Origin of the sequence: Streptococcus sanguinis, from assembly GCF_026781265.1 — a bacterium.
Classification (GTDB): domain Bacteria; phylum Bacillota; class Bacilli; order Lactobacillales; family Streptococcaceae; genus Streptococcus; species Streptococcus sanguinis_T.
Window position 1 is genome coordinate 47,974 of the sequence record NZ_JAKUVC010000001.1, and the last position, 24,410, is coordinate 72,383.

Annotated in this window: 27 protein-coding genes and 1 tRNA gene; 3 read left to right on the top strand and 25 right to left on the bottom strand. The window is 43.0% G+C overall.

Annotated elements, in window-relative coordinates; translation table 11 throughout:
* Nucleotides 1-88: 88 nt before the first annotated feature.
* The 4 genes from dtd to MK370_RS00220 form a co-directional block, all read right to left on the bottom strand.
* The gene (gene dtd / locus MK370_RS00205) at nt 89-532 is read right to left on the bottom strand and encodes a D-aminoacyl-tRNA deacylase (protein WP_268683697.1); all 444 of its coding nucleotides are present in this window, start codon (nt 530-532) and stop codon (nt 89-91) included.
* Between the two features lie 56 nt (nt 533-588).
* Nucleotides 589-2,808 carry a RelA/SpoT family protein gene (locus MK370_RS00210; RefSeq protein ID WP_268683698.1) on the bottom strand — a complete coding sequence of 740 codons (2,220 nt, stop codon included), beginning with the start codon at nt 2,806-2,808 and terminating at the stop codon, nt 589-591.
* A gap of 84 nt (nt 2,809-2,892) precedes the next feature.
* On the bottom strand, nt 2,893-3,021 hold the full coding sequence (locus tag MK370_RS00215) for a hypothetical protein (RefSeq protein ID WP_255297029.1): 129 nt from the start codon (nt 3,019-3,021) through the stop codon (nt 2,893-2,895).
* A gap of 256 nt (nt 3,022-3,277) precedes the next feature.
* The gene (locus MK370_RS00220; protein ID WP_268683699.1) at nt 3,278-3,937 is read right to left on the bottom strand and encodes a hypothetical protein; all 660 of its coding nucleotides are present in this window, start codon (nt 3,935-3,937) and stop codon (nt 3,278-3,280) included.
* 252 nt (nt 3,938-4,189) lie between these two features.
* Between MK370_RS00220 and MK370_RS00225 the strand changes: the two genes are divergently transcribed.
* Nucleotides 4,190-6,601 (top strand): bifunctional 2',3'-cyclic-nucleotide 2'-phosphodiesterase/3'-nucleotidase, encoded by a 2,412-nt coding sequence (locus MK370_RS00225; RefSeq protein ID WP_268683700.1) that lies wholly within the window; start codon nt 4,190-4,192, stop codon nt 6,599-6,601.
* A 43-nt stretch (nt 6,602-6,644) separates the two neighbouring features.
* Here MK370_RS00225 and MK370_RS00230 read toward each other — a convergent pair whose 3' ends face one another.
* The 5 genes from MK370_RS00230 to MK370_RS00250 form a co-directional block, all read right to left on the bottom strand.
* Nucleotides 6,645-7,397, bottom strand: coding sequence for a 16S rRNA (uracil(1498)-N(3))-methyltransferase (locus MK370_RS00230; RefSeq protein ID WP_268683701.1), 753 nt, complete (start codon nt 7,395-7,397; stop codon nt 6,645-6,647).
* Nucleotides 7,398-8,351, bottom strand: a complete 954-nt coding sequence (gene prmA, locus MK370_RS00235) for a 50S ribosomal protein L11 methyltransferase (protein ID WP_326845064.1) — start codon at nt 8,349-8,351, stop codon at nt 7,398-7,400.
* A gap of 143 nt (nt 8,352-8,494) precedes the next feature.
* Nucleotides 8,495-8,965, bottom strand: coding sequence for a GNAT family N-acetyltransferase (locus MK370_RS00240; protein ID WP_268683703.1), 471 nt, complete (start codon nt 8,963-8,965; stop codon nt 8,495-8,497).
* Entirely contained in the window at nt 8,962-9,414 is a 453-nt protein-coding gene (locus MK370_RS00245) for an NUDIX hydrolase (RefSeq protein ID WP_268683704.1), read from the bottom strand. Before MK370_RS00245 ends, MK370_RS00240 begins: the two co-directional genes overlap by 4 nt.
* Nucleotides 9,415-9,423: 9 nt before the next feature.
* Complete coding sequence (locus MK370_RS00250) at nt 9,424-9,894, bottom strand: DUF3013 family protein (RefSeq protein WP_268683705.1); 471 nt, start codon at nt 9,892-9,894, stop codon at nt 9,424-9,426.
* Nucleotides 9,895-9,981: 87 nt separating this feature from the next.
* On the opposite strand from MK370_RS00250, the gene MK370_RS00255 reads away from it, so the two are divergent.
* The gene (locus tag MK370_RS00255; RefSeq protein WP_268683706.1) at nt 9,982-11,250 is read left to right on the top strand and encodes a replication-associated recombination protein A; all 1,269 of its coding nucleotides are present in this window, start codon (nt 9,982-9,984) and stop codon (nt 11,248-11,250) included.
* A 265-nt stretch (nt 11,251-11,515) separates the two neighbouring features.
* Nucleotides 11,516-11,588 (top strand) — tRNA-Lys (locus MK370_RS00260).
* Between the two features lie 22 nt (nt 11,589-11,610).
* Here MK370_RS00260 and MK370_RS00265 read toward each other — a convergent pair.
* From MK370_RS00265 to MK370_RS00340, 16 genes are all read right to left on the bottom strand, one after another.
* Nucleotides 11,611-12,822: a site-specific integrase gene (locus tag MK370_RS00265; RefSeq protein WP_268683707.1), complete on the bottom strand. Its 1,212-nt coding sequence runs from the start codon at nt 12,820-12,822 to the stop codon at nt 11,611-11,613.
* On the bottom strand, nt 12,815-13,003 hold the full coding sequence (locus MK370_RS00270) for a DUF3173 family protein (protein ID WP_002918266.1): 189 nt from the start codon (nt 13,001-13,003) through the stop codon (nt 12,815-12,817). The genes MK370_RS00265 and MK370_RS00270 overlap by 8 nt, the downstream gene beginning before the upstream one ends.
* A gap of 61 nt (nt 13,004-13,064) precedes the next feature.
* Nucleotides 13,065-13,583 (bottom strand): ATP-binding protein, encoded by a 519-nt coding sequence (locus MK370_RS00275; protein ID WP_268683708.1) that lies wholly within the window; start codon nt 13,581-13,583, stop codon nt 13,065-13,067.
* 1 nt (nt 13,584) lies between these two features.
* Nucleotides 13,585-13,968 carry an ASCH domain-containing protein gene (locus MK370_RS00280; RefSeq protein ID WP_268683709.1) on the bottom strand — a complete coding sequence of 128 codons (384 nt, stop codon included), beginning with the start codon at nt 13,966-13,968 and terminating at the stop codon, nt 13,585-13,587.
* The gene (locus MK370_RS00285) at nt 13,946-14,992 is read right to left on the bottom strand and encodes a hypothetical protein (protein WP_268683710.1); all 1,047 of its coding nucleotides are present in this window, start codon (nt 14,990-14,992) and stop codon (nt 13,946-13,948) included. The genes MK370_RS00280 and MK370_RS00285 overlap by 23 nt, the downstream gene beginning before the upstream one ends.
* 63 nt (nt 14,993-15,055) lie before the next feature.
* Complete coding sequence (locus MK370_RS00290) at nt 15,056-16,129, bottom strand: phage tail tip lysozyme (protein ID WP_268683711.1); 1,074 nt, start codon at nt 16,127-16,129, stop codon at nt 15,056-15,058.
* Between the two features lie 3 nt (nt 16,130-16,132).
* Nucleotides 16,133-18,529 (bottom strand): hypothetical protein, encoded by a 2,397-nt coding sequence (locus MK370_RS00295; protein WP_268683712.1) that lies wholly within the window; start codon nt 18,527-18,529, stop codon nt 16,133-16,135.
* Entirely contained in the window at nt 18,529-21,036 is a 2,508-nt protein-coding gene (locus MK370_RS00300) for an ATP-binding protein (protein WP_268683713.1), read from the bottom strand. The genes MK370_RS00295 and MK370_RS00300 overlap by 1 nt, the downstream gene beginning before the upstream one ends.
* A complete protein-coding gene (locus tag MK370_RS00305) occupies nt 21,023-21,451 on the bottom strand; it encodes a TcpE family conjugal transfer membrane protein (RefSeq protein WP_125380285.1) in 429 nt (142 codons plus the stop codon). Before MK370_RS00305 ends, MK370_RS00300 begins: the two co-directional genes overlap by 14 nt.
* Nucleotides 21,452-21,454: 3 nt before the next feature.
* Nucleotides 21,455-21,688 carry a TcpD family membrane protein gene (locus MK370_RS00310; RefSeq protein WP_235787713.1) on the bottom strand — a complete coding sequence of 78 codons (234 nt, stop codon included), beginning with the start codon at nt 21,686-21,688 and terminating at the stop codon, nt 21,455-21,457.
* Nucleotides 21,689-21,701: 13 nt separating this feature from the next.
* Nucleotides 21,702-22,580, bottom strand: a complete 879-nt coding sequence (locus MK370_RS00315) for a conjugal transfer protein (protein WP_268683714.1) — start codon at nt 22,578-22,580, stop codon at nt 21,702-21,704.
* A gap of 107 nt (nt 22,581-22,687) precedes the next feature.
* Nucleotides 22,688-22,921 (bottom strand): asparagine synthase, encoded by a 234-nt coding sequence (locus MK370_RS00320; RefSeq protein ID WP_002918278.1) that lies wholly within the window; start codon nt 22,919-22,921, stop codon nt 22,688-22,690.
* Between the two features lie 3 nt (nt 22,922-22,924).
* Nucleotides 22,925-23,392 carry a hypothetical protein gene (locus MK370_RS00325; protein WP_002916218.1) on the bottom strand — a complete coding sequence of 156 codons (468 nt, stop codon included), beginning with the start codon at nt 23,390-23,392 and terminating at the stop codon, nt 22,925-22,927.
* Nucleotides 23,389-23,835 (bottom strand): LPD11 domain-containing protein, encoded by a 447-nt coding sequence (locus MK370_RS00330; RefSeq protein ID WP_002916219.1) that lies wholly within the window; start codon nt 23,833-23,835, stop codon nt 23,389-23,391. The genes MK370_RS00325 and MK370_RS00330 overlap by 4 nt, the downstream gene beginning before the upstream one ends.
* A gap of 45 nt (nt 23,836-23,880) precedes the next feature.
* Nucleotides 23,881-24,153, bottom strand: coding sequence for a hypothetical protein (locus MK370_RS00335; RefSeq protein ID WP_032909834.1), 273 nt, complete (start codon nt 24,151-24,153; stop codon nt 23,881-23,883).
* 19 nt (nt 24,154-24,172) lie between these two features.
* On the bottom strand, nt 24,173-24,340 hold the full coding sequence (locus MK370_RS00340) for a hypothetical protein (RefSeq protein ID WP_268683715.1): 168 nt from the start codon (nt 24,338-24,340) through the stop codon (nt 24,173-24,175).
* Nucleotides 24,341-24,410 lie beyond the last annotated feature (70 nt).

Here is a 24,410-nt window from a genome sequence, read left to right on the forward strand (position 1 = left end):
TGAAGCCTGAAGCCACAGCCTCATTGCTGCAGAAGTAAAAAATTAGGAGTTTGAACACTAGTGTTCAAACTCCTTTTCATGCTTCTTATTAGCGATTCTTTGTATCCAAGATAATGGTCACTGGCCCATCATTGACTAGTTCTACCTGCATGTCTGCCCCAAAAATCCCCGTCCGAGTCGGCACCTCCTGCTGCAAGGCAAGATTGAAGGCATCATAAAAATTGCTAGCCATCTCTGGCGGAGCAGCCTTAACAAAGGCTGGCCGATTACCCTTTTTGGTATCTGCATGCAGAGTGAACTGGGAAATGGACAAAATCTCTCCAGCAATGTCCTTGATAGACAGGTTCATCTTGCCCTCAGCATCGGAAAAAATCCGCATATTGACAATCTTCCTGACTGCATAATCCATATCCTCTTTACTATCGTCAGGCCCTACGCCTACTAGGAGCAGGAGACCCTGGCTAATACTGCTGTGCAGCTGTTGGTCAATGCTGACCTGAGCACGTTTCACGCGCTGAATCACTATTTTCATATCTTTTCCTTTGATTTAACGGTAACTTATAGCTAGGTAATGATTTCCGAAATGGATCAACCATTAGTCCGCTTGACCGAGTAGACCTCCGGCACGCTCTTAATCTTATCCACCACCGTCGTCAGCATGGACAGGTTCGCAATGCCAAAAGAAACGTGGATATTAGCAAATTTCATATCCTTGGTTGGCTGAGCATTAACTGTTGAAATATTTTTGGTGGTATTGGACAGAACCTGCAACACATCATTGAGGAGACCAGAGCGGTTGAGACCGTAGATATCAATGTGAGCCGTGTACTCTTTGGTCGTGTTGTTGTCTTCCCATTCCACATCAATCAGCCGCTGCTCATAATTTTCCTGGGCCTTGAGATTCATGCAGTCCTGCCGGTGAATGGCTACACCGCGTCCTTTGGTAATATAGCCGACAATATCATCACCCGGTACAGGATTACAGCATTTGGCAATCCGGATGAGGAGACCAGACGCACCCTGAATAACCACACCGCCTTCGTGCTTAACCTTGAGGGTGTCTTTTTTGTTTTCAACCTTGACTTCGCCACCCTTGACCAATTCCTCCGCTTCTGCTCTGGCCTTGGCCCGTTCTTCCTCACGGCGCTCTTTTTCTGTCAAACGGTTGAAAATACTAATGGCACCAATCTCACCGAAGCCAATCGCTGCAAAAAGCGCCTCTTCAGTCTTATAACTGGTCTTCTGCAGCACTTCTTCCATGTGCTTCTTGTCCATGTACTTATTGGCTACATAGCCATGCTCCTGAAATTGAGCCTGCAAGAGCTCCCGCCCTTTGGAGATAGATAGCTCCTTGTCTTGATTTTTAAAGAATTGACGGATTTTATTTCTGGCCTTGCTGGTCTTGACAATATTAAGCCAGTCGCGGCTCGGTCCGAAGGAGTTAGCATTGGTGATAATTTCCACCTGATCCCCTGTCCTAAGCTTGGTTGTCAGGGGCACCATGCGGCCATTGACCTTGGCTCCTGTGGCTTTCTCACCGACCTTGGTATGAATCTCATAGGCAAAGTCAATGGGTCCCGAGTCCTTAGGCAGAGAGCGCACTGCTCCATCCGGTGTGAAGACGTAGATTTCCTCAGCCAGATAGCTCTCCTTGACCGAATCAACGAAGTCCTTGGCATCATTGGATTGATCTTGAAGCTCCATCAGCTCCTTGATCCAGTTCATCCCGATGGCTGATTCTCTGCTGTCTACCTGTCCCTTGACACCTTTCTTGTAAGCCCAGTGAGCCGCAACCCCGTACTCTGCCACTTCATGCATTTCCTTGGTCCGAATCTGAAACTCAATCGGACCTTTGGGTCCATAAACGGTCGTATGGATAGACTGGTAACCATTGGCCTTGCGATTGGCAATGTAATCCTTGAACCGCCCCGGCATCGGCCGCCAAAGCTCATGAATGTAGCCCAGCATGGCATAGACATCACTATGGGTATCCAAGATACAGCGAATAGCAATCAGATCATAAATCTCATCAAAGCGCTTCTTCTTGTCCTGCATCTTGCGATAGATTGAGTAGATATGCTTGGGCCGGCCATAAATCTTACCATGCAGATTGCGCTCGCCAGCATAGGTCTCAATCTTCTGAACCACCTCTTCTACCAGAGCCTCACGCTCCCGCCGCTTCTCCTTCATCATGTGGGAAATTTTGTAAAATTCCACTTCATTGAGATAACGGAAAGACAAATCCTCCAGTTCCCACTTGACACTGGAAATCCCCAGACGATGAGCCAAGGGGGCATAGATTTCCATTGTTTCCCGGGAAATCCGCTCCTGCTTATCCTTGCGCAGATGCTTGAGCGTCCGCATATTATGGAGACGGTCTGCCAGCTTGACCAAAATAACCCGGATATCCTCCGACATGGCCATCAGCATCTTACGGTGATTTTCTGCCAGTTGCTCCTCGTGGGATTTGTACTTGACCTTACCCAGCTTGGTAACGCCATCGACAATCACGCGCACATCCGTCCCAAACTCTCTTTCCAAGTCATCCAGCGTCGCACGGGTATCCTCTACCACATCATGCAGAAAACCGCAGGCAACCGTTACTGCATCTAGCTTGAGCGTGGCCAAAATCCCTGCCACCTGAATAGGATGCACAATATAAGGCTCACCTGACCTGCGAAACTGCCCACTGTGACAGTCAATTGCGTAGATCAAAGCTTTCTGTATAAAGGCCACATCCTCCGCAGCCAGATATTTTCTCGTAAGGGCCAACACCTGATCGCCCGTCAAATTCACTTCTTTTGGCATCTCGTCTCTCCAATTCCTGCCTACTATTTTATCACTTTTAACCCGATATGAAAACCTAGAAGACAGTTCATATAAAAACCCGCCTTAAACGGGCGGGTTGTGGTGAAGAAAGTGATGAACTTCTTCTTTGATAAATTGACAATAAGCGTAGACAAGGTAGCAAGTAGATGTCACACCTAAAAGGGCGACAAACAACTCAAATAAGGCAGACATAGTCATGGCGAACCTCCTCTCCTTATCAGGCAAAATGCAGATACGCTTCCCAGCTTAGACAGTCTGATTTTTTCCGTTTTATTTTCCTTTCCGACTTACCCAAGTGAGCTCACCACTATTATACCAAAATACGAAAGCGGATACAAGGCAGTGAGACAGTTGTTCCTAACAATGATTTTATCAAAATAGATAACATGCTAAATTTGAAGCGTCTAACGTAGGAATGTCACTGTTAACAAATTTTTTATCTCCTTTTTTAATTTGACACGGTTTCTCTAAATGAATAAACATTGTCGTAGTTAACAGTTACTGAATAATAGTAATAATCGTCGTTTCGGTTTGAACTTCCAAATCCTAAAATTGCCTGCTCTCTTTCATTTTTGTGAAAATACTGATTGATAGTTTGATTTTGAACAGAATAATCAATATCGAACGCCCCGTTGTTGCCATTATAACTTTTGGATTTCATAGATAAAGAAGATAGAAAAGACTGATTAATCGTTAACTTTTGAAATAAGAATCCATCAAAAGGCCATAATTCTTTCGCTTTCTCATCATCAGAAAAGACAAAGTTGCTGTCTATATAATCAACTCTTATTGTTTCTTCTGGCTTTTCAGTAATATCATCAGAAGCCCGTGTCTTGGTTAGCACTCCAGAAATTGTGTGATTGCTACTATCCCCTTGTAAAGTTATTTCGATAAGATAAGTCCCACGTTTGATATACACTTGCTCTATTTTAAACCCATCCGGAAATTGCTTAAACAAATCAAATAGGTTTTCAGTGGGATAGACGCGACTCATTTCAGCTACCTTATTCTCAATCCAATCTCGGCTGCTCCTCTTTTCTCCACATCCTATTAATCCTATCATGACTCCCCCTAAAAGTAATATTTTGAGAAAAATTAGCTTTTTCATGATATTCTCCTTGATTATTATGCTTAAAAAAAGTAACTTATTTCAGTCACTGTATAGTGTACCATAATTTTTTAAAACTCTATTTTATTCTACCTCCATCCAATCATTCACTTATCCACTGATGTCTTCATTCAGCATTTTCAAACCAATATTAGACAGCATGAAAGCTCTAAACTGGAAATTCCTTCTTGATGATAGCGTTTCAATATAGTATAATATAAGTCTGAAATTTATTTTAACAAAGGAGATATTATGTCTAAATCATCCCTTCAAAAAACGGTTGTACTTTTGAGCGCAGCGGCTCTTGCGGCAGCTGTAAACACTGTTCAGGCTGATGAGAATACTGCACCAGTCACTGCTAATCCTGCTCCAGTAGAAAGCAGCGTGGCGGAAGCAAAACCAACGACTGCTGCAAGTCCTACTGAAGCTACTGCGACAACAGAGAGCACGGAGCCTAGCTCTGCTATTTCCTCAGAAAATGCCAGTGGGAACGCTGATGCTCTGATAGCTATGGCTCGCAATGTAGCAGCTACTGAGGATACTAAGCCCGTGGAGGGACAGACTGTCGATCTTCGTATCTTGGCAACGACTGACCTCCATACCAACTTAGTCAACTACGACTACTATCAGGACAAGCCGGTGGAGACCTTGGGGCTGGCTAAAACAGCCGTTCTGATCGAGAAGGCCAAGAAAGAAAATCCAAACGTCCTCTTGGTGGATAATGGCGATACCATCCAAGGAACGCCGCTTGGAACCTATAAGGCAATTGTAGATCCTGTGGAGAAGGGCGAGCAGCACCCTATGTACGCTGCTCTTCAGGCTCTGGGCTTTGAAGCTGGTACGCTAGGGAACCATGAGTTCAACTACGGTCTGGACTATCTAAACCGCGTGATTGAGACAGCTGGCCTGCCTATTGTCAATGCCAATGTACTGGATCCAGCGACTGGTAAATTCATCTATCAGCCTTACAAAATCATCGAAAAGACCTTTACAGATACTCAGGGACGCTTGACGACCGTCAAGATTGGTGTGACAGGGATTGTACCGCCGCAGATTCTAAACTGGGATAAGGCAAACCTAGAAGGAAAAGTGGTCGTTCGCGATTCTGTTGAGGCTATTCGAGACATCATTCCTGAGATGCGCAAGGCCGGTGCAGACATCACTTTGGTACTTTCTCACTCTGGTATCGGAGACGACAAGTATGAAAAAGGCGAGGAAAATGAAGGTTATCAAATCGCCAGCCTGCCAGGTGTGGATGCTGTCGTAACGGGCCACTCCCACGCAGAATTTCCAAGCGGAAACGGAACTGGCTTCTATGAAAAATATCCTGGTGTAGATGGGGTCAATGGTAAAATCAACGGCACTCCAGTAACCATGGCTGGTAAATACGGCGACCATCTGGGCGTCATCGACCTCAAGCTCAACTATACCGACGGCAAATGGAAAGTCACTGACAGCAAAGGCTCCATCCGCAAGGTAGATACCAAGTCTAACGAAGCAGACAAGCGCGTCATTGACATTGCCAAAGAATCCCACCAAGGTACTATCAACTACGTCCGCCAGCAAGTCGGCACTACGACTGCACCGATTACTAGTTACTTCGCTCTGGTCAAAGACGATCCATCCGTGCAAATCGTCAACAATGCTCAGCTTTGGTATGCTAAGCAAGAGCTTGCTGGCACGCCTGAAGCTAACCTTCCTATTCTGTCTGCAGCAGCACCTTTCAAGGCGGGAACCCGTGGAGATGCAACGGCCTACACAGACATTCCAGCTGGCCCTATTGCCATCAAGAACGTAGCAGACCTCTATCTCTACGATAATGTCACAGCTATCCTCAAGGTCAACGGTGCCCAGCTCAAAGAATGGTTGGAAATGTCAGCTGGCCAATTCAACACCATTGACCCAAATAATAGCCAACCGCAAAATCTCGTCAATACTGACTACCGGACTTATAACTTTGATGTTATTGACGGTGTTACCTATGAGTTTGACATTACCCAGCCGAACAAATACGACCGCGAAGGCAAACTGGCCAATCCAAATGCCAGCCGGGTCCGTAATCTGAAATACCAAGGCAAAGAGATTGACCCCAATCAGGAATTTATCGTCGTGACCAACAACTACCGGTCTAACGGTAATTTCCCTGGTGTTCGAGAAGCTAGTCTCAACCGTCTGCTCAATCTGGAAAACCGCCAAGCTATCATCAACTATATCTTGGCTGTCAAAAATATCAATCCAAGTGCAGATCAGAACTGGCATTTCGCTGATACCATCAAGGGACTGGACCTGCGCTTCCTGACAGCTGATAAGGCTAAGAACTTGATTGGCACAGACGGAGACATCGTCTACCTAGCGGAATCTTCCCAAGAGGGATTCGGCGAATACAAGTTCGTCTACGTCGCACCGAAAACAGAAACGGTGCCTATCGAGCAGCCAAGCTCTCCAACTATCGCAGTCGAAGCAGCCAATCTGCAGCATAGCAGAGTAGACTTCCCTGTCTTGACTGCTGTTGACCCTAGCACAAACAAGCAAGCGTCCCACAGACAGGCAGGAGCAGAAAGCCTCCCAGAAACCGGAGAAAAGACATCCTCACTCGGACTCTTGGGACTTGTTGTGACTGGACTTGCAGGAATCTTCGCCTTTAAAAAACGTGAAAGACAATAATGATTAAAAAATCAGTAGCCAAAATAGCTACTGATTTTACTTTTTAAAGACTGTCCTTGCTCAATTCCAACAAAACACTGACTGCGGTCAAGGCATAAAGCGGAGCGGTTTCAGCACGTAGGATACGTGGGCCTAGACCAGCGGAGACAGCCCCTGCTCGGCCAAAGGCTGCTATTTCCTCTGGCGATAGACCGCCCTCCGGTCCGAAGATAAAGAGGACTTTTGCGCCGGCTTCCAAGCCTGATAGAACTCGGACTAGAGCCGCAGTTTCTCCTTCTTTGGCCGATTCTTCATAGGCTACGATGATGCAGTCAAAGTCTGCCAAGGCCGCCAGAAAGTCTGCCTTTTTATCAAAGAGCCGAACCTCCGGTATCAGATTGCGCTTACTCTGCTCAGCTGCTCCCTGAGCAATTTTCTCTAGCTTTTCACTCTTTTTAGCCAGCTTTTTGCCATCCCACTTGGACACCGACCAGTCAGCCGGAAAGGCCCATATAGCACTGGCTCCTAGCTCCGTTGCCTTCTGAGTGATAAACTCTAACTTATCACCCTTGGGGAAGCCCGAAGCAATGGTCACTTGGATCGGCAGCTCAGTATTGTCTGCCAGCTCCTCCAAGATTTCCAAGCTCTGCTGACTGGGATCCAATACTCGAGCCAGCCGTTTCACACCGTCATCAAAAACCAGCGTGATTTGGTCGCCCTCTTTGAGTCGCATGACCGAAAACATGTGTTTGGCTGTGTCCTTATCCGTGATGATCAGAGGAGACTGAGGTTTACCTTTTATAAAATATTGCTGCATCTAACCACCTATCACGCCTGAAATGTCCTGCGTTTTCTTAAAGACACAGGCATTCCATTCACCCTGAATCATATGCGTTTCCAAGAAAAATCCTGCTGTTTCCGCTGACTCGCGCACCATTTCCCACTTCTCAGAAATAATCCCACTCATAATCAGATAGCCCTCATCCTTGACCAGACGGTAGGCATCCTCTGTCAGATGGATGAGAATATCGGCCAAGATATTGGCAACAATGACATCCGCCTCAATTTCCACACCTCGGAGAAGATCTCCCGGCGCTACATGAATGTTCTCCATACCTGGATTGAGCTCAATATTTTCCTGAGCTACGCGCACCGCCACCTCGTCTAAATCATAGGCGTAGATCTCCTTAGCGCCTAAGAGTGAGCTGGCAATGGAGAGGACACCGCTGCCTGTACCCACATCCAGCACCGTTTCTCCGCCTCGCAAGACCTGCTCCAGCGCAAAGAGGCTCATCTTGGTCGTCGGGTGAGTGCCCGTACCAAAGGCCATACCAGGATCCAGCTTGATGATCTTCTCACCAGCTGTCGCCTCATAGTCCGTCCATGATGGCACAATAGTCAAATCATGAGTAATGCGAGCCGGCTCAAAGTACTTCTTCCAATTGTCCGCCCAATCTTCCTCAGCCAGTTCCTGCTGAGTCAGCTCAATATCTCCCGTCTCCAAGCCAAAGCCATCCAGCTCAGCCAGTCGCTCATTGGCCTTGGCTGCAACAGCCTCTATATCCACCGAAGCCGGGTAGTAGCCGGTAATCCTGACTCGCTCACTCTGCTCAACTTCTGGAAAAAGCTCACCATACTGGTCAACCTGCCCCAGATAATCTGCGCTGTCATCGATAGCCACACCCTGACTGCCCAGCTCAATCAGAATATTAGAGGCTGCTTCCTCCGCCTCCCTCTTAACTTCAATCGTTAATTCCTGCCAAGTGTCCATCATTAAAATACCAAGCCCGTAAAACACAGAGCCAAAATAGGAAATTCTCTGACGACGCTTGCGTCTAAGAGAACCTTATCTTTTTAGCACAGTGTTTAGGGCGGGTTCAGTTTAGAAATTTAACTGAACAATCCTTTCTTTGTTTATTTCATTGTCTTCGTCATGTAAACCATATCCATGCCCGCTTTTTCGGGCTCCGTATGGGTCTGATGATAGCCATTTTTCTCATAAAAAGCCACCATACCTTTATCTTGGAAAACCGTGCACAAATCCCATTTTGTAATGGTGGAGAATGTCTCTTCTATCAGACCAAGCCCCTCAGAACCATATCCTTTATTCTGGCACTGCGGCAAAATCGCCACTGTCCCAATCCAGCCTGCTGTCTGTTCGTCATTTGTATTCAATCGAATAAAGCCCAGAATCTTCTCGTCGTCTTTGACAAAATAATAAAAACTATTGGGCCGCTCAACCAGCTTCCAGCGAATCCGCTCTCGCTCCTCCAGATAGGGGTCGTATTGATCCTGATATTTCTCATAAACAGCCTTAAAACTCGCTCGCTGAATGGCAATAATGGTCTCTAAATCCTCAGCTCCAGCCCGCTCAATATGAATCATGCTTGCACCTCCAAATAATCGCTCAACCTGTCCTGCAGCTGCGGAATAACCTTTTTATCTGATAAGAACTGGCTCACATCCATCATCTGATAAGCCTGGCCCTCATCGCCAAAGACAATGCTGGCAAATTCTTCCTGAGTGATAGTTCCCACCATAAAAATAGAGGTTTTGTCTGGATCAAGCATGCCTTGATATGCCTTAGCCCAGACAATATCAGCTTCTTCAAGCTTCAAACCAAGCTCTTCAAAAACTTCTCTTTGGACGCATTCAAAAGGTGTCTCCTCTCCCTCGCGGCCACCGCCCGGCAACTCCCACATATTAGGGTATGGAATGGTTGAAATATCATCTCGCAAGATAGTCAGTAGCTTATCATCACAGAGCAAGGCAATCTTGCAGCCTGAAAATTCCATCTGTGTGTGCAGCAAATCTAGTCCTTCTGCATTTTCCATAAGCGCCTCCTAATACCTCGGATAAGGATAAAAGTCTGTCTCAGTCAAGTCAGCTCTGCCATTTTCAAAAGCCTCAGCATTCCAAGCCATCTCAAACTCTGCCGACTCTGGATCTGCTAAGAAGTCCATGAGTGCATCGAGACCAAACTCAGCTGTTTGGGTTAGAAAATCCACGAAATAAGCCAGAAACTCCCGTGACAACCCCTTCTTAGGCTCATAGGGCAGGGCTGCCAGATAGTCCTCAGCCTCAAAACGAGACTTGGTCGGATTATAGAAAAGCACGGCTTCCTCAAAGTAAATATCCTCAGCCGAGGCATTTCCCTCAGCATCAACGGTCTCAACTCCGCCTGGATTTTGCACCTCAAGGAGAAAAGCTACTTCCACTGCATGATTTTTCTTATCCCAGTTTATCTCATAGTCAAAAGGAAAGCTCTTCTCCATTTCCTCGTCCAATATCTCCAAAAAACCGTACTTAGCCATGATTTCCTCTTTTCATTGTGATAAAATATTACTATCTACAATAGTAACACAAAACGCTAAGAAAAACACTTGCAGAAAGGAAATCTTATGCCAGAAAACCTAGCCCTGCGCATGCGCCCGATCGGCATTGATCAGATCATCGGCCAACAGCATCTGGTCGGACCTGGGAAAATCATCCGTCGCATGGTTGAAGCCAACCGCCTGTCCTCGATGATTCTCTACGGACCACCCGGCATCGGCAAAACCTCTATTGCCTCGGCTATTGCCGGCACAACCAAGTTCGCCTTTCGCACCTTTAACGCCACCGTAGATAGCAAGAAGCGCCTGCAGGAGATTGCTGAAGAAGCGAAATTTTCCGGCGGACTGGTGCTCTTGCTAGACGAGATTCACCGTTTGGACAAGACCAAGCAAGACTTCCTGCTGCCGCTATTAGAAAGTGGTCTGGTCATCATGATTGGAGCGACGACAGAAAATCCTTTCTTTTCTGTCACTCCGGCTATTCGCAGCCGGGTTCAGATATTTGAGCTTGAGCCCCTCAGCAACGACGACATCCGGACAGCCATCCAGCTAGCCTTGACGGATAAGGAACGAGGATTTGATTTCCCAGTGGAGCTAGACGATGATGCTCTAGACTTTATTGCCATCTCTACCAACGGAGACCTGCGCTCCGCCTATAATTCGTTGGATTTAGCCGTACTCTCTACCCCAGAAGATGACAAGGGTATTCGCCACATCACGCTCGATGTGATGGAAAACAGCCTGCAAAAGAGCTATATCACCATGGATAAGGACGGAGACGGCCATTACGATGTCCTCTCTGCCCTGCAGAAGTCCATCCGTGGCTCCGATGTCAATGCCAGTCTCCACTACGCAGCTCGCCTCGTTGAGGCAGGAGACCTCCCTAGCCTAGCTCGACGCTTGACCGTTATCGCTTACGAAGATATTGGCCTGGCAAATCCAGATGCCCAAGTCCATACCGTTACAGCTCTGGAAGCAGCCCAGCGGATCGGTTTTCCTGAAGCTCGCATCCTTATTGCCAATATTGTTATTGATCTAGCTCTATCGCCCAAGTCCAACTCAGCCTATCTAGCCATGGACAAGGCCCTAGCTGACTTACGAAAGAATGGAAACCTACCTATTCCCCGCCACTTACGAGACGGCCACTATGCCGGCAGTAAGGAACTGGGCAACGCACAGGACTATCTCTATCCTCACTCCTATCCTGGCAATTGGGTCAAGCAGGACTATCTGCCCGACAAGATCAAAGATGCCAATTACTTCACGCCTAATGAGAATAGCAAATACGAGCGAGCCCTTGGAATGACCAAGGATAAGATTGATGACTTAAAAAAATGATGACATCGTTTGCAAAAAATCACATTTTTCTCTTGAATTTTTCAAAATTTATGGTATTATAATTATAGAAACGCTGTGGTGTACGACTTCACACTTAAGTGTTGACCGACTATTTTTTGTATTATTAGGGAAACAAAAGACTTCTAACAGCATGCAAGCCGTGTCACGCGGAAGCAGCTTCAGTTAGAGCGAGTTGCCCACCTGCTTAATTGCGCGGGTTCAATACAAATCGTGAAGGTCCGGCACCAATACAGCTTTTTCTATTGCCTCCTTAGCTCAGCTGGCAGAGCAGCGGACTCTTAATCCGTGGGTCGCAGGTTCGATCCCTGCAGGGGGCACTAGGTATAAACGTAAAAAAGCCTATTGGAATAGGCTTTTTTCTTTTGATTTTGAGACTTGTCCGCCACTTTGTCCGCCATCTTTTCTTTTCTCAATTTCAGCCCATTCATCTTTCGTCTCTTGAAGCAAATGTATATAGATTTCTCGTAACATAGTTGTATCCTTATGACCAAACCACTTCGCCAGAACCTCCAAAGGAACTCCTTCCCGAACTTTTACACTTCCATAAGTATGACGGGCTCCATAAGATGTGATCAAAGGCTCAATCTTCATTTTTTTTAATATCTTTTTCAAAGTTTGATTTAAAGTCGTTTCATCTGGCACAGGCCACTTTGCGCCATATTGAAAAAAGACAAAATCCTGCTCATTTTTTATATTTAGAGTTTTGAGAATTTTTTCTTGTAACTCCTTTAAATCTTTTAAAACTTTAATTGCTTGACTATTAACTGGTACCTTTCTTACAGATGGATTTCTACGATTAATTCTCCGATAATGATAATCATTCTTTGGCGGAACAATAACATGTTTATGTGAGGACCAGCGACTATGAGAATAAATTTCTTGATTCTCAAAATCAACATCGCTCCATTTCAAAGCTAAAGTTTCTCCTGGTCTCAATCCAACCATAAACTGAATATAAAGAACATGTAAAACAACTGACTTCCTATAGTCCATAAACATCAACAAATACTCCACTACTCTGTCATAATCTGCCTGACTATGTAGAAATTTTCTATCCGGATGTTTTCGTTCCTTCATGGAATTAAGCTTGATGCTCTTCAAGAAACTATCATCAATCGGTATTCTATCCGCTTTTGCAAATTCAACAGCTTTTACTATATTAGCATTCATCCGTCCCAACTCATTCAGCTCACAACGTTCACCATAAAAATTTAAAAATCTCTGATACTTAGAGCGTACAATATGAGAAACCCGCATATCTCCAAAATAATCTTTAATAATCTCCCTGCGACGAGCATAGCGGTTTTTTGTTTCAATATCAATATTCTGTGGCATAATTTCAACTTCCAGCCAACTATCAAATAACTCAACTAAGGTTAGTGGATTTTCAAACACTGAAAGTTGGCCACTAGACAATTGCATTTCAATCTCTTTCGCTTTAGCAGCAGCTTCTTTTTTTGTTTTAAATCCGCTCCCGCTATACGATCTATGCTGGCTCGTTTTTTTAATTTCATAAGTCCAAGTCTTCCCACGCTTTCGAACTCTAGCCATTTTGAATTTTCCTTCCTAAAACTCGATAGATATATTCTTGTGGAATCTCTACTTTCCGTTGATTCCTGTAATAAGAAAAGCCATCCTGAATCAACAAATCAACTGCCTGCTTCAATACCTTACGAGCTTTGTAGTCGCTCATTTCATTTAGCAAATCCTTCTTATTAACCGTATCTCTCATAATGTTTCCTCCTTTTACAAAAAGTAAAAGCAAGCCTCTTTTCAGACTTGCCCTCAGATACTCAACATAGAAATTGTTTTAGTTCTTCCAATTTTAAATCACTATCATAAGTAAAAACTGGAATATTTTTTAAGCGAGAGAACTCCAAAGCTCGATTCTGCTCCCTTTTTTGAAAAGACTCAATCAATTCTTTTTCCCAATTCTGATTATCCCTTTTTTCCAATCTCTCTCGAATAACGACAGTTTGTTCTGTCTTCAATATAATTTTACTGATCTCCAAACCATCAAAAGTAGAAAAAGGCAATTCGACTATTTCCTTCGAATGATTCAAAAGGGTAAAATGTCCATCCAATATCACAACATCATTATCATTAAATGGATAGTTCGCTAATTCTTGTTTCCACAGTTCTTGATTGTTAGCAATATTTTTTGTGAACTTATCAGATGACTGTATTTTATTTCCTGCTTGACGAATTAAATCACTGATTGATAAAGCAACAAATTGCACATCCTTTTTCAGATTCTCTAACAAAGTGGTTTTACCAACCCCATGAACGCCCACTAATAAAATATATTTCAAACTAATACCTCCCTATATAACAAAAAGATTGAGGCGCCGCTTTTATTGTGGAATCAAATTCTGATAAATCAAGATGTTTTTTGTACTCTTTAAACATTTTAATCTGAATAGCAAAACCACTATCCCTATCTTTAAAGTACTCATAGAAAAATTCCTCAGAAATACCAGATAGATGTTTGGTATCATTCCATAATTTATCAATATTCTCTTCTATAATAGTTTCGATTTCAAATTCTCCAACTACTTTACCGTATGGCTTCGTTGCATAAACTACGATTGAAGAAACATCTGGACGCTTAAAAACCTTTTTCCGATACTCGAACTTTTTCCTCCCTTCTATAATTTCTTCTACAAATTCTGGCTTAATTGATAATAAAGCTTTCATTTATTTCACCCATTTCTAAAATATTGTAAAATTGATTATCTGTCAAAGTTAGATAGCCAAAATAATCATTTCTGTCTAATCCAACTCGCTCAATTAAATCTCTTCTAACAACCCTTCTCTCCAGAGGGAAATTATACAACATTTTGATAATGTATGGGTAACGTTTGGTATTCCAAAAGTTAATTAACATATCTTGTGTAAAAATTGTCCCCCTCCCGCAATACTGAAGAAAGGCCTCTAGTGAAATGAAAGTGTTTATATTAATCACTTCTACAACCGTACAAATAGAGGTTGCAACAGCGGAATATTCTGCCACCCTCCCAGCTTCAGCAGTTCTATATATAACAACTAAATCTCCCGGCAACATCTGCTGAACATCAAACATTCTAGTTAAATAGATCTTTTCACCCGTATTCGTAAATGATAGGTCTTCGACAATGTGCTCTCGCTCTGTATTTAATCTAGAATATGGAAATAATTTTGTATGAAAATCAGGCCAAATTCCTAGTAAATGCTTCTGAGAATCTGTGTTCAGGTTAATTCTTGGAAAATCTTTGTAGATATTATTAAAGACCGTCAGATTTTTATAATAAACTGACTCCCCATTATTCTTGTTTCCCCATTGACGAAAACCAAATTTCTCAAAAAGATTAATTAAACCTGTCTGTTTAGGAAACAAAGTAACATAAGTAAAATCATGACCATCATTCAACATTTTTCTTAAGATAATGCTTAAGAAACGCTGTCCAAGAACAGTGCCATGAGAATCAATTTTAAAGGTTCCAATTTTTAAACGGCGTCGCATATCAAAAGAAGGAGTAATGCTATCATCAGCCTCCTCTTCATCTTTAAGATATAAAAATCCTAATAATTGATTGTTATCCACCAAAACATAGGCGTCTTCTCCACTTTTTCTACTAAGCCAAGAATTAAATCCAGGGTAATCATCCCTTAGAGAATCAAAAAAAGGATTTTCAAAATCAAGATGACCAATCTTAACTTTTTGAATCACATCATTTTCCATAATCTGCCTCCAAAAATTGATATAACTCATTATACCATAAATCTGTTGTTCCCGTTCGAAAAATTAATGTCCATCCACATACCAGAGCTGTTTAGCTGTATTGGTATCAATTACCCTATAGGCTACAGTCATTGTGGGTACGCCTATTACATTCATTTCTGAAATCAAGATAGAGCCATCACTCTTAACTTCCTCACAGAAAGCCACATGACCATAGGTTGGATCAGATCCTGCCTGACCTTGTACAAAGGAGACCGCCGTATGTTTCTTGGGCGTATGACTGACACTATAGCCAGTTTTCTGCGCCCACTGACCACCGTTCCCCATATAGGAATCAAACTGAACGCCAAGCTGTTTGGCTCGATTATATACATACCAAGTACACTGACCAGCTGGGTACGAGTTGCTGCCCTCGTAAGCATGACCATCATACTGGCTGATATGCCCCCAGCCCTCTGGGATAGCAGTTAAACTTGCTCCCGTGTTATTATCCTGATTAAAGGTCGCCTGACCGTCTTTCAGAATATCATAGATAATCTCTGCCCATTGTTCAATATCACTGACTTTGGTTTGAGAATCGCTAATAGCCACCCCTTCATAATACTGAGACCAATCGCGAGCTGCCTGTTTTGGATCCATACTGGAAGCTACTTTCTCAGTTACCTGAGCATAGGAGCTGGTCAACTCTGTACTCATAAGATCTAGTTGGATATTTTTCTCTAGCTTTTTTTCCTTAGCCTGAGCCCAGCGGTCGCCATTAATAGTAGAACTCCACCCAGACCACTGATAGAAACCAGCAACGCCTCCACTAGGATTCACCGCCTTGTAATCAAAGCCGCATTCCCGATAGGCTACCGCTAGGCTGCCGCTTGCTCCCTGGAGGGTGAAGTGGTGCTGATTCATCAACCGACTTGCAAAGTCAAGAGCGGTCTGAGCCTTTTCCTCACTCAACTGGTGACCCGTCTTTTCTGTAAATTTCTGTGTAAAACTTGCAGCAGAAATTGAAATTCCCCCAGAGGTAGCTGAATAAGTCTTAGACGAAACTGTACCGCCTCCCACCATTACTAGCAACATGAAAGAAAGAAAAAGAGCCGACAGAGTTCCCGCTCCAATCAGTCCTCGTTTGAGTGCTTTCATTGCTTAATTGTTCCCCTTTCTAAACAAATCATCAGCTGGATTCATATCTTTCAATCGCTCCTTTCGAAATTCTCTTTTCAAGCCTCTTACAGCTAAGCGATTTTTCAAGATGTTTTGGAATGAAGGTTTGGTTCCTTTTTGTTTTTCTTCCCGGAACCGTTCAAATTCTTCCGCTTCCGCCTGGCGTTTCTCCTTGCGTTCCAAGCGCTCCAGGCGACGGCTTTGCCGCTTTTCAAAGCTCTGCTGAACTGGCGTACCTGTGTCCCCAGCCAAATCATGGATTTTAGAACGTAGGCGCTCTGCTTTTGGTATCGTAAAGAAATGGCTAAGGTTGTCTTTACTGTCCTTTAGACGTTGTTTAAAGTCTTCTCTGGACTGTTGAGCTGCTTCCTTATCCAGACTCGGTCCAACCCCATAACGTAAACGGTCATAAAGACCTACAGCGCCGTTTTTACCTACTTTCAATAGTGTCCGAATAGATTTTCCAGCCATGGCTAACCGAGCCGCGGGAATAGATTTTGCGGTTGCTACACCCGCTCCTCCCCGTTGCAACATTCGAGTAGGAAATAAAGGGCCATTCTTTCCAAACATATGTGGTATAGAGAAGCTCTCAAAGCCAGATTGAGCTTTCTGAGCCAGCTCTTTAGCAGACAGGGTTCCTCTGACAAAAAGATTGCCTAAGAGATAGCGCAGTTTAAAGATAATAATCCAGACTAAGCCTTGGATAATAGCCACCCAAAAGTACACCTTGGTCATTCCGCCAGATACTCCCTCAATCAAGCTATTAACAAAGAGGAAGGCCCGGATAAAGAATAGACCGAGTGAGCCCACAAGCACAAACTGAAAGAGTTTCTTCCCCGCATTGCTTAAGACCTGCTCACAGCTTGGAATCATGGCGATAAAGAGCAGGAGCACCAGGAAAACGAGAAGAAAAATCGCTAAGTAACGGAAAACAAAGGAAATCAACCCAATCACAATTAAGGCAAAACCTACCACAACCGCCTTCACTAGAGAAGCTAGAGCCGTGAAAAACTTAATCCCCATGGCATCAAAAGATAATTGTTCAATATCTTTATTCTTTTGAGCAAACTTCTCAACCTTTCCTTGTTCTCCTTTAGATTCAAATAAGTCTATTACCTTATCTTCCGGAATATTGGTAATCTCTTGGTCTTTTAACTTATCGGCTTTAAAGTTCATCGCTAGGAAAGGACGATAGACCAACTGGTCGAAAATTGCTTCCTTAATCTTTGTTAGATTATCACCAGATTTTCCCTGAATGCTCTTACTTGCCTCACTATCATCCAGCTGATCAAAGCCTTGAATCGCTATCCTAGTGATGTCCTGACCCATACCGTCTACGGCTTTGACAATCTTAGAAAGGTTATAAGTGGCTGTCACCTGACTATTCCCATAGTTCAGAGGTAAACCGTTATGTTGATAGAGGAAGAGGGCAAAGAACCAAACCAAGATAAAACGAAAGGCTCGAATAGGGAATTTTCTGGTCTTGAAAAATTCCATGATTCCCCACATTACAGCCACTCCATAAACCAAATAGCGGAACTCTACCATAAAGGTATTAAAGAAGTTGGCCGAAAAATTCACCACCTTATCCAACTCCCTATACGTATTGGCCGAGAAGACCTGCTCCAGTACAATAATCGTTAGGCAGTAAATAGCCTTGGTCAAGAAAAAAATCCCCTGACTGATGGCATTAACAGCCTTGGGCCAAATATCATCCGCATTGAAGAAGCCACCCTCCACATAAATATAAGAAGTCAATTTGGACATATCTCCCGGATTCTGACTTTCTCTTGCCTTTTGTAGGTAGGCCTGCACTTCCTCTCGATTCTTAGCCTCTTCCAATTTAGCAGTTGCTTGCTCATTGTAGTTATTCTGAGTTGTTTTCAACCCCTGAATCTGCTGCGTATTCTCCTCAGATTGGTGTTCCTGAACATACTGATTGATTTCCTGAGTATCTTTACCAGCTTGCTTCAGTTCTTTTGTTGTTGGGCTTTCCTTTTCCAAAACTGCATCAACTTTCTTAGCCTTCTCCTCGATGGACTGATATTCTTTATCTTTAGAAAGTTTCTTCTCGTCTTTCTTTTTCTTATCCTGTTTTTCTTTTTTATACTGTGCTTCCCTAGATTTTGCTTCTTGAACATTAGGAGGAGTATAACCAGAACTCTCTTTTGGAGAGAGATCCTGAATTGTGTTAGCAGCTGTATTATAACCATTGGCTCCTGGTTGAGGTGCCCCAGTGTTTGCACTAGAGGCTGGGGGATTTGTATTGTAACCATTGGCTCCCGGCTGAGGAACTGTTGAATCTGCTACAACAGCAACTGGCAGCCAACTAAATAGAAATAAACTGAGCAAAATCAACCGTTTCAGAAATTTCAACATTAAGTACCTTCCTTTTGTTTTTCTTGTTTGCGAACCGTCTCAAACAGCTTACTCATTTCTGGGAAGTACAGCCCATCTACTGTGATTCGCTCCACACGGCCAGAAGTGTCTTTCATAAGACACTGGCCTTTGGTCATGTTATCAAACCAGGCCTTGCTGTCATCTGTCACTTCCACTTTCAAACGACGGAGAATCTTCTCTGCAGAACCTTCTGCATCATTATGGAAACACAGATAAGTCCCAAAAGCAGAAGCTTCTCCATCCGACCGATTAGAATCCTCCGGCAGCTGGGAGGTAAAGACGAAAAAGCAGTTTTGAGAACGGCCCATCCGCTTAATACGGTCCTGTAGGCCACGACCAGAAGCTGTAACACTAAGGACCCAAGCCTCATCCTGGCCGATAACAGTTTTTGTGCCATAGTCCTGCTCACCGAATTTCAAACAGTAGTCGCCCAAAGCATACATCACTGCCATAGCTTTCCTATTTTGAAGGGTCAGTTCTGCGTGTTCATCCGCTGGCAAATCCAGATAGGCAATTTCAAGAATGGTATTGCGAGCAGTCAAATCAACAGCAGGATTGGTACCATCTGAAAAGACTAGACTCAAAACAGAAGCTGTCACTTTTTCTAATAAGTTTTCAGCTGTCTCCCGGACCTTATCAAATTCTGACTTCATCAGTTCCTGAATAACAGATAGAGTTCCGACTTTTTCTCCATTGGCTCGTTTGGTCGCATAAATCCGAATCATCTTGGATAGTTCCGTTTCAAACTTATCCTTGCCGTCCAGGGGCATAAATTCATTAATCATGGAGAGAATTAAATCTTTTGCTTGCTCACCACTCAAAAAGACCAGCGGATCCAACACACCATGATTTTCAGACTTTGTATAGTCCAAAGTAACAAAATGGATACTACGGATATAATCCTGTAATTCTGAACAACTATCCTTTTCTTCCAGTTCACGGAGAAGTTTATTGTACCAATATCGCTTCTCCATTTTGGGATCGATGTAAAGCGTCTGGCAGTTCAAGAGACTTGCATAGAAAAAGATTTTAGAAATCGCAAAAGTTTTACCAATCCCTGTATCACCAGTTACAGAAATATGAGGATTGTCTGTATTCTTTCCTTCCACCTTTTCATTAGCTTGTAGAATATCGACCAAAACTGGTTTATCACAGGCTGCCAAAGCTTTCTCAAATCTTGAATTCCAGCTTAAAATCTGGTTATCAATCATCCCAAAATAGAAACCAACTTCCTGACCGACCTTTTGACTGACAAAAAAGAGGTCTTCTGCAAAAGCAGCCACCTCTGATGTTTGGATAAAGTTTTTATCTTCCAGTTCTAATGTTTCACCAAATCGATTTTTAGCAAACAGGTAGAGCTGATAGGGAGTAGCACGTGAAAGGCTGACTTTATCCCCTTTCATCTTCTCCATCAGGAGATTAATTTTTTGTTTAAGTACTTGCGGATCAGCATCTGATACAACCATGGTCTGCAAATAGTTGAGGATAGGAGTTCCTTCATCTATTTTCTGTTCAATATCTTCCACAAGATATTTACTTTGGGCCACAGACTTTTTTTGGACGCTGTCTGCTTCTAGGGATTCTGTCTGAGCCCCTTTGAGTTTCAACCGGGTATTCCTAGCCTTGGTTCGAACATTATTAAAAGGCAGGCCTTTGACTCTGGCAAACTTTGACTTAGTCCAGACCTCCACCGGAAAGCCTAAAGACTGTACCCGTTCAATCAAATGCAGATAGCTTGCATTTTCTGGCTTATAGGCTACCGGAAGAAACGCCACATACTGCGAACCTTCTTCATTGAGTAGTTCCAAGGCATTGATTTTTTCAAAATCAATCGTCTTATCCCCCAAATTGTCCATCCAGTTCTCAACCAGATTGATTTCATATTCCTGATCCACATTCAAAGAATGCAGGTAGGAATAACGATTGACAAAAATTGTCTCTCTGGTCGTCAGTCGGCGACAATCTAACAGAGACAGGTCTTCCTCCAGTTTTTCTCGCTGGCGCTCATACTTCTTTTCCCACCCCTCCAGGACATCTTTTTGAAATCCAAATCCCTCTGCTAATTTTTCAGCTGTATGATTAATGGAATCCTGGATTACCTCTTTCAAGTCCACAGAGATATTGAAAGATTTTAGAGGCAGGGAAATGAAATAGTGATAATCGCATAGTTCCCGATTCATCAAGTAATTATAGGACTTTTCAAGGACTGAGAAAGCCATCTCCTCTGTGTCCTCCGCAAACCTTTCAGACAGTTCCCGAAATTTTCCAAGCAGGTCCTTTGGAAACGGTAGCATAGCAATATCAAAATCACCGTAGGGCTTTATATCACCTAACCAGCTTTCTACAGTCGCTTTAAATTTCTCTTTTTTCGTAAAAGCAACCGGATTCATCACCTCCGGCTCTACTTCATAAAGCGCAAAAACCGAGCCATCTTTTTTCAAAATCAGGTTGTCTACAATGTCCACAATTTGATTATCTAATTTCACTTTTTTTCTTCCCCTCTTTCCTTAAAATACATGATGGCTTGTAGTAAAGCAAACCATCATTAATCACTTGTTTTTTTCGTTTCCTACCGTAACTCCAGTAAAAGCAAATATAATCCTTTAAAAATCGATAAACTCCCTGCTGCTCAATCGTAAAATCAGCCATCAGAATTCCTAGCAACCACAGGGGCATTACCCCAACTCCTAGCCAAAAAAGTAAAGGAATGGGAATAATCTTCATGACAATTTCTGTTATCAACCAATAGTAAAGCAAAAATAAAAAAGCAGTCCAGCCAAAGGTAGCCAATTTAACGGCATTAGGAAGAGAATATTTATCAGAAATTTTCTGAATCCAGGTCGGCTGCATAAAAGCAGATCTGTAGTGATAAACTCGTTTATCTTTCTTTTCCTCGGCCATACTTTAACCTCCCGGTGTCCACAGATTGAACACGAATTGGAAGAATTGGCTAACTTTCGTTAATACTAATTCCGAGTTTAAGCAACAGAAAGAAATAGCCAATCCAGTTACGATAACTCCAAGGATTTTCCCCGCTGAACGTGAAGTAAAAAAGATAACAATTGCAACCCCCACGGCAATCCCTATAGCAAGCCACGCTCCATACTCTGTCAACATATATTGAATTGGTGTTTTCATGTAGTTATACTCCTTATTTAATTTGTTTTCGATACTTTTCAGCAATCCCATGCTCTATGCTCTGAACGCGATAAGAATCCGTTTCTTTATCTGCTTTCAAAGACACAACAAAGTTTTCCTGATGTGCCAATTCAAAGGCGTCCGTCATTGTCACTTGCACAACAGCAACCAGTTTTGTTTCATCCTTATCATCTTGGATAAAATATACATAATCCATGCTTTTCAGCAGATAGCCTTGAACTGGCTGAATTTCCTTAGAGAAAGGAGACATCTGGGTTTTATCCCCACTAGTATAAGCTTTGAAAAAGGCCTCCACATATTGTTTAGCTTTCTCAAATTCTTTCTTGTCATCCTGCTGGTCTTTCAGCCGCAAACCCGATTTCACACCTCTTGCCACATAAGAAGCCTCATTGGTAAAATATGGTAAATCGGACACATAAAAGCGACCATCTTTCACACCATAGGGAATGGAAACCAAGCCAACGTTTTTTTGCCATTCTTCCCCGACTTTAACCTCGTACTCTACCCGGTAAGTAGCAAGATTTTCCGTGACCTCAAACAAAGTTGCATTTGTTAGACGACTGTCTGCATTAGCCATTTCACTAGACTTCTCATCCAGTCCTGCAGCATAAAACTTCGTCAAAGCAAGCCGATTTTCCGCATTATTCTCTGAAAAGTAGAGATTCAAAAAATCAGTCATAAATAGACTGATTTGGTTAGAATAGATTCTGGGATTTTTTTCTTGAACTTGCTGGATAATTGGCTTTGTTCCCATGGTCCGAATAGCATTGGAAACAATCGTTAAAACAGACAATCCCACAATTCCCACTACAAATCCCATCAGTATTCGATTAGCGGCCTTTTGGCTAATTTTTCGCGGTTTTACTTCCACATTTGTTTTTCTTGGCTTTGGAAACTTCACTTGTCGTGCTCTCTGTCTTAAGTCAGAAAGCCATTGTTTTACATCCAATATTTTTCTCCTTTACATTGTTTATTCTGCTATACTTCAGATAGGCGAGAAACGAATTCATTATAAGCCTGAACATCTCCCCGTATAGCATCTGCCTGCTCTTGAGTGAGATAACCGAATTGAACCCATTTCTGCAATTCTCGAAAAGTCCAATACAAGGCCTCTCCAAACGATAAATCATCTTCAATCAATTCATCTCTCAGCCAAACACTGTACGGATTTTCTTCTTTTATCCGGTCATGTTGAATGGTATAAATGTTCATATTTCAAACCTCCACATAGAAACCTCTGGGAGTGTTCAGCACAACCCCCTCACTGATATAGGTTTGGATAGCAGCCGTCCAGTTGTTGGCTTGGTAAAAGAACATGACTACCCTATCCATTTCAACCTCTTTTAACAGATGCTGCATAAGCTCAACTTCGTCTTTGCTCACAAATTCAAAGTTATGAGCCATCACAAAGATAAAGGACTTATGAGCTTTGAATAAATACTGGACTAAGTAGTCATCTCCTTCATACCGATTCGCAATCTTCTGTTTTAGAATATAAGCTTCCTGAAGAGACATAACTATATCCACTTCCCAATCAGAGAAACCCGAAACAAAAACATTTTCCTCCCGAATCCCTTTTTCTTCCATCCTCTGACGAACCCCCTCAATACTAAACTTCATCAGGTCTAACTGACAAAGTTCAGAGCTGGATCCGTCTGCTCGAACTCTTATCGTCGCAATCATGAGTGCTCTGTCATCCTCCTTTCATAGTCTAAGATCCCCTCCCAAGTCAGCCATTCTGGCTTACTATCTTCTGGGAACTTTCTCCAAATGCGTTTCATCTCTGTAATTTGGCCAGCAACATTACCAGCCCAGAGATGCCCCTCATAGCGATTGCCATAGCCTAGAAAATAATTACAGTCCTGCTGCAAGCGGCTTAACATCATATAATCAAAATGATAAGGATTTTGACGATTTTCGTAGTCTTTAAGATACTCCCGCAACTCTTCAACCGTCAGATAACCGTCTACCCCAAAACCGAAAGTATCATCTTCACCATCTACATAGAGCTCTCCTTCAAAGTTTTCATCTACTCCAATTTTGCTTAATTGACGGATCGAAAAAGGCAAAGAAAATTTAGCCTTTTGACCGGTCCGGGTATTGGTAATCATTGCATGTTGTGTCATTTTGGTCTCCTTCAAAACAAAAAAAGAGAGGCATTTGCCTCTCCCTTATTCCACCTGCGACAGTTTCCCACCAATAGCGGTCATGGCTTTGTGAGCTTGGGTCACAATACCATTTTGATGGTAGTAGTCCCTGGTATACTTTTCCAAAACTTCAACCATATAGCCCGGCAAGGTTAAATCGTCTTTCTTCTTGATTAAACTATTTAACTGCCCCATCACTGGCCAGACTTCATCATATTTATGATTGACCAGCAATGTCCCTGCCTCTTTCACAAGAGCCAAGACTTTCTTATCTGATTCGTTTCGTGTTTGTGCCATCTGTTTTCCCTCATTTCTTTTAAGTTCTCTGGTATTCACTGATGCAGAAGGCAGGAGGAGGACGGGATTTTCTTTGTTCTGCCTGCTTACAGAATAAGCTCTTAGATTTTTCTTGTAGCAGCTTATCTGGAAAGGTCAGGCCTACCCATTCCACCATACCAGGCGGTTCCCAAAATCTATAAAACATGGCCTACCTCCTTGTCTTAGTTTCCAATAAAAACTTCTCTTTGTGGTATTTAGCCGCAAAGAACAAAATA

What these genes read in the sequence shown, in the direction of transcription:
- dtd (WP_268683697.1), bottom strand. Translation starts at nt 532, where the DNA reads ATGAAAATAGTGATTCAGCGCGTGAAACGTGCTCAGGTCAGCATTGAC.
- MK370_RS00210 (WP_268683698.1), bottom strand. Translation starts at nt 2,808, where the DNA reads ATGCCAAAAGAAGTGAATTTGACGGGCGATCAGGTGTTGGCCCTTACG.
- MK370_RS00215 (WP_255297029.1), bottom strand. Translation starts at nt 3,021, where the DNA reads ATGTCTGCCTTATTTGAGTTGTTTGTCGCCCTTTTAGGTGTGACATCT.
- MK370_RS00220 (WP_268683699.1), bottom strand. Translation starts at nt 3,937, where the DNA reads ATGAAAAAGCTAATTTTTCTCAAAATATTACTTTTAGGGGGAGTCATG.
- MK370_RS00225 (WP_268683700.1), top strand. Translation starts at nt 4,190, where the DNA reads ATGTCTAAATCATCCCTTCAAAAAACGGTTGTACTTTTGAGCGCAGCG.
- MK370_RS00230 (WP_268683701.1), bottom strand. Translation starts at nt 7,397, where the DNA reads ATGCAGCAATATTTTATAAAAGGTAAACCTCAGTCTCCTCTGATCATC.
- prmA (WP_326845064.1), bottom strand. Translation starts at nt 8,351, where the DNA reads ATGGACACTTGGCAGGAATTAACGATTGAAGTTAAGAGGGAGGCGGAG.
- MK370_RS00240 (WP_268683703.1), bottom strand. Translation starts at nt 8,965, where the DNA reads ATGATTCATATTGAGCGGGCTGGAGCTGAGGATTTAGAGACCATTATT.
- MK370_RS00245 (WP_268683704.1), bottom strand. Translation starts at nt 9,414, where the DNA reads ATGGAAAATGCAGAAGGACTAGATTTGCTGCACACACAGATGGAATTT.
- MK370_RS00250 (WP_268683705.1), bottom strand. Translation starts at nt 9,894, where the DNA reads ATGGCTAAGTACGGTTTTTTGGAGATATTGGACGAGGAAATGGAGAAG.
- MK370_RS00255 (WP_268683706.1), top strand. Translation starts at nt 9,982, where the DNA reads ATGCCAGAAAACCTAGCCCTGCGCATGCGCCCGATCGGCATTGATCAG.
- MK370_RS00265 (WP_268683707.1), bottom strand. Translation starts at nt 12,822, where the DNA reads ATGGCTAGAGTTCGAAAGCGTGGGAAGACTTGGACTTATGAAATTAAA.
- MK370_RS00270 (WP_002918266.1), bottom strand. Translation starts at nt 13,003, where the DNA reads ATGAGAGATACGGTTAATAAGAAGGATTTGCTAAATGAAATGAGCGAC.
- MK370_RS00280 (WP_268683709.1), bottom strand. Translation starts at nt 13,968, where the DNA reads ATGAAAGCTTTATTATCAATTAAGCCAGAATTTGTAGAAGAAATTATA.
- MK370_RS00285 (WP_268683710.1), bottom strand. Translation starts at nt 14,992, where the DNA reads ATGGAAAATGATGTGATTCAAAAAGTTAAGATTGGTCATCTTGATTTT.
- MK370_RS00290 (WP_268683711.1), bottom strand. Translation starts at nt 16,129, where the DNA reads ATGAAAGCACTCAAACGAGGACTGATTGGAGCGGGAACTCTGTCGGCT.
- MK370_RS00295 (WP_268683712.1), bottom strand. Translation starts at nt 18,529, where the DNA reads ATGTTGAAATTTCTGAAACGGTTGATTTTGCTCAGTTTATTTCTATTT.
- MK370_RS00305 (WP_125380285.1), bottom strand. Translation starts at nt 21,451, where the DNA reads ATGGCCGAGGAAAAGAAAGATAAACGAGTTTATCACTACAGATCTGCT.
- MK370_RS00310 (WP_235787713.1), bottom strand. Translation starts at nt 21,688, where the DNA reads ATGAAAACACCAATTCAATATATGTTGACAGAGTATGGAGCGTGGCTT.
- MK370_RS00320 (WP_002918278.1), bottom strand. Translation starts at nt 22,921, where the DNA reads ATGAACATTTATACCATTCAACATGACCGGATAAAAGAAGAAAATCCG.
- MK370_RS00325 (WP_002916218.1), bottom strand. Translation starts at nt 23,392, where the DNA reads ATGATTGCGACGATAAGAGTTCGAGCAGACGGATCCAGCTCTGAACTT.
- MK370_RS00330 (WP_002916219.1), bottom strand. Translation starts at nt 23,835, where the DNA reads ATGACACAACATGCAATGATTACCAATACCCGGACCGGTCAAAAGGCT.
- MK370_RS00335 (WP_032909834.1), bottom strand. Translation starts at nt 24,153, where the DNA reads ATGGCACAAACACGAAACGAATCAGATAAGAAAGTCTTGGCTCTTGTG.
- MK370_RS00340 (WP_268683715.1), bottom strand. Translation starts at nt 24,340, where the DNA reads ATGTTTTATAGATTTTGGGAACCGCCTGGTATGGTGGAATGGGTAGGC.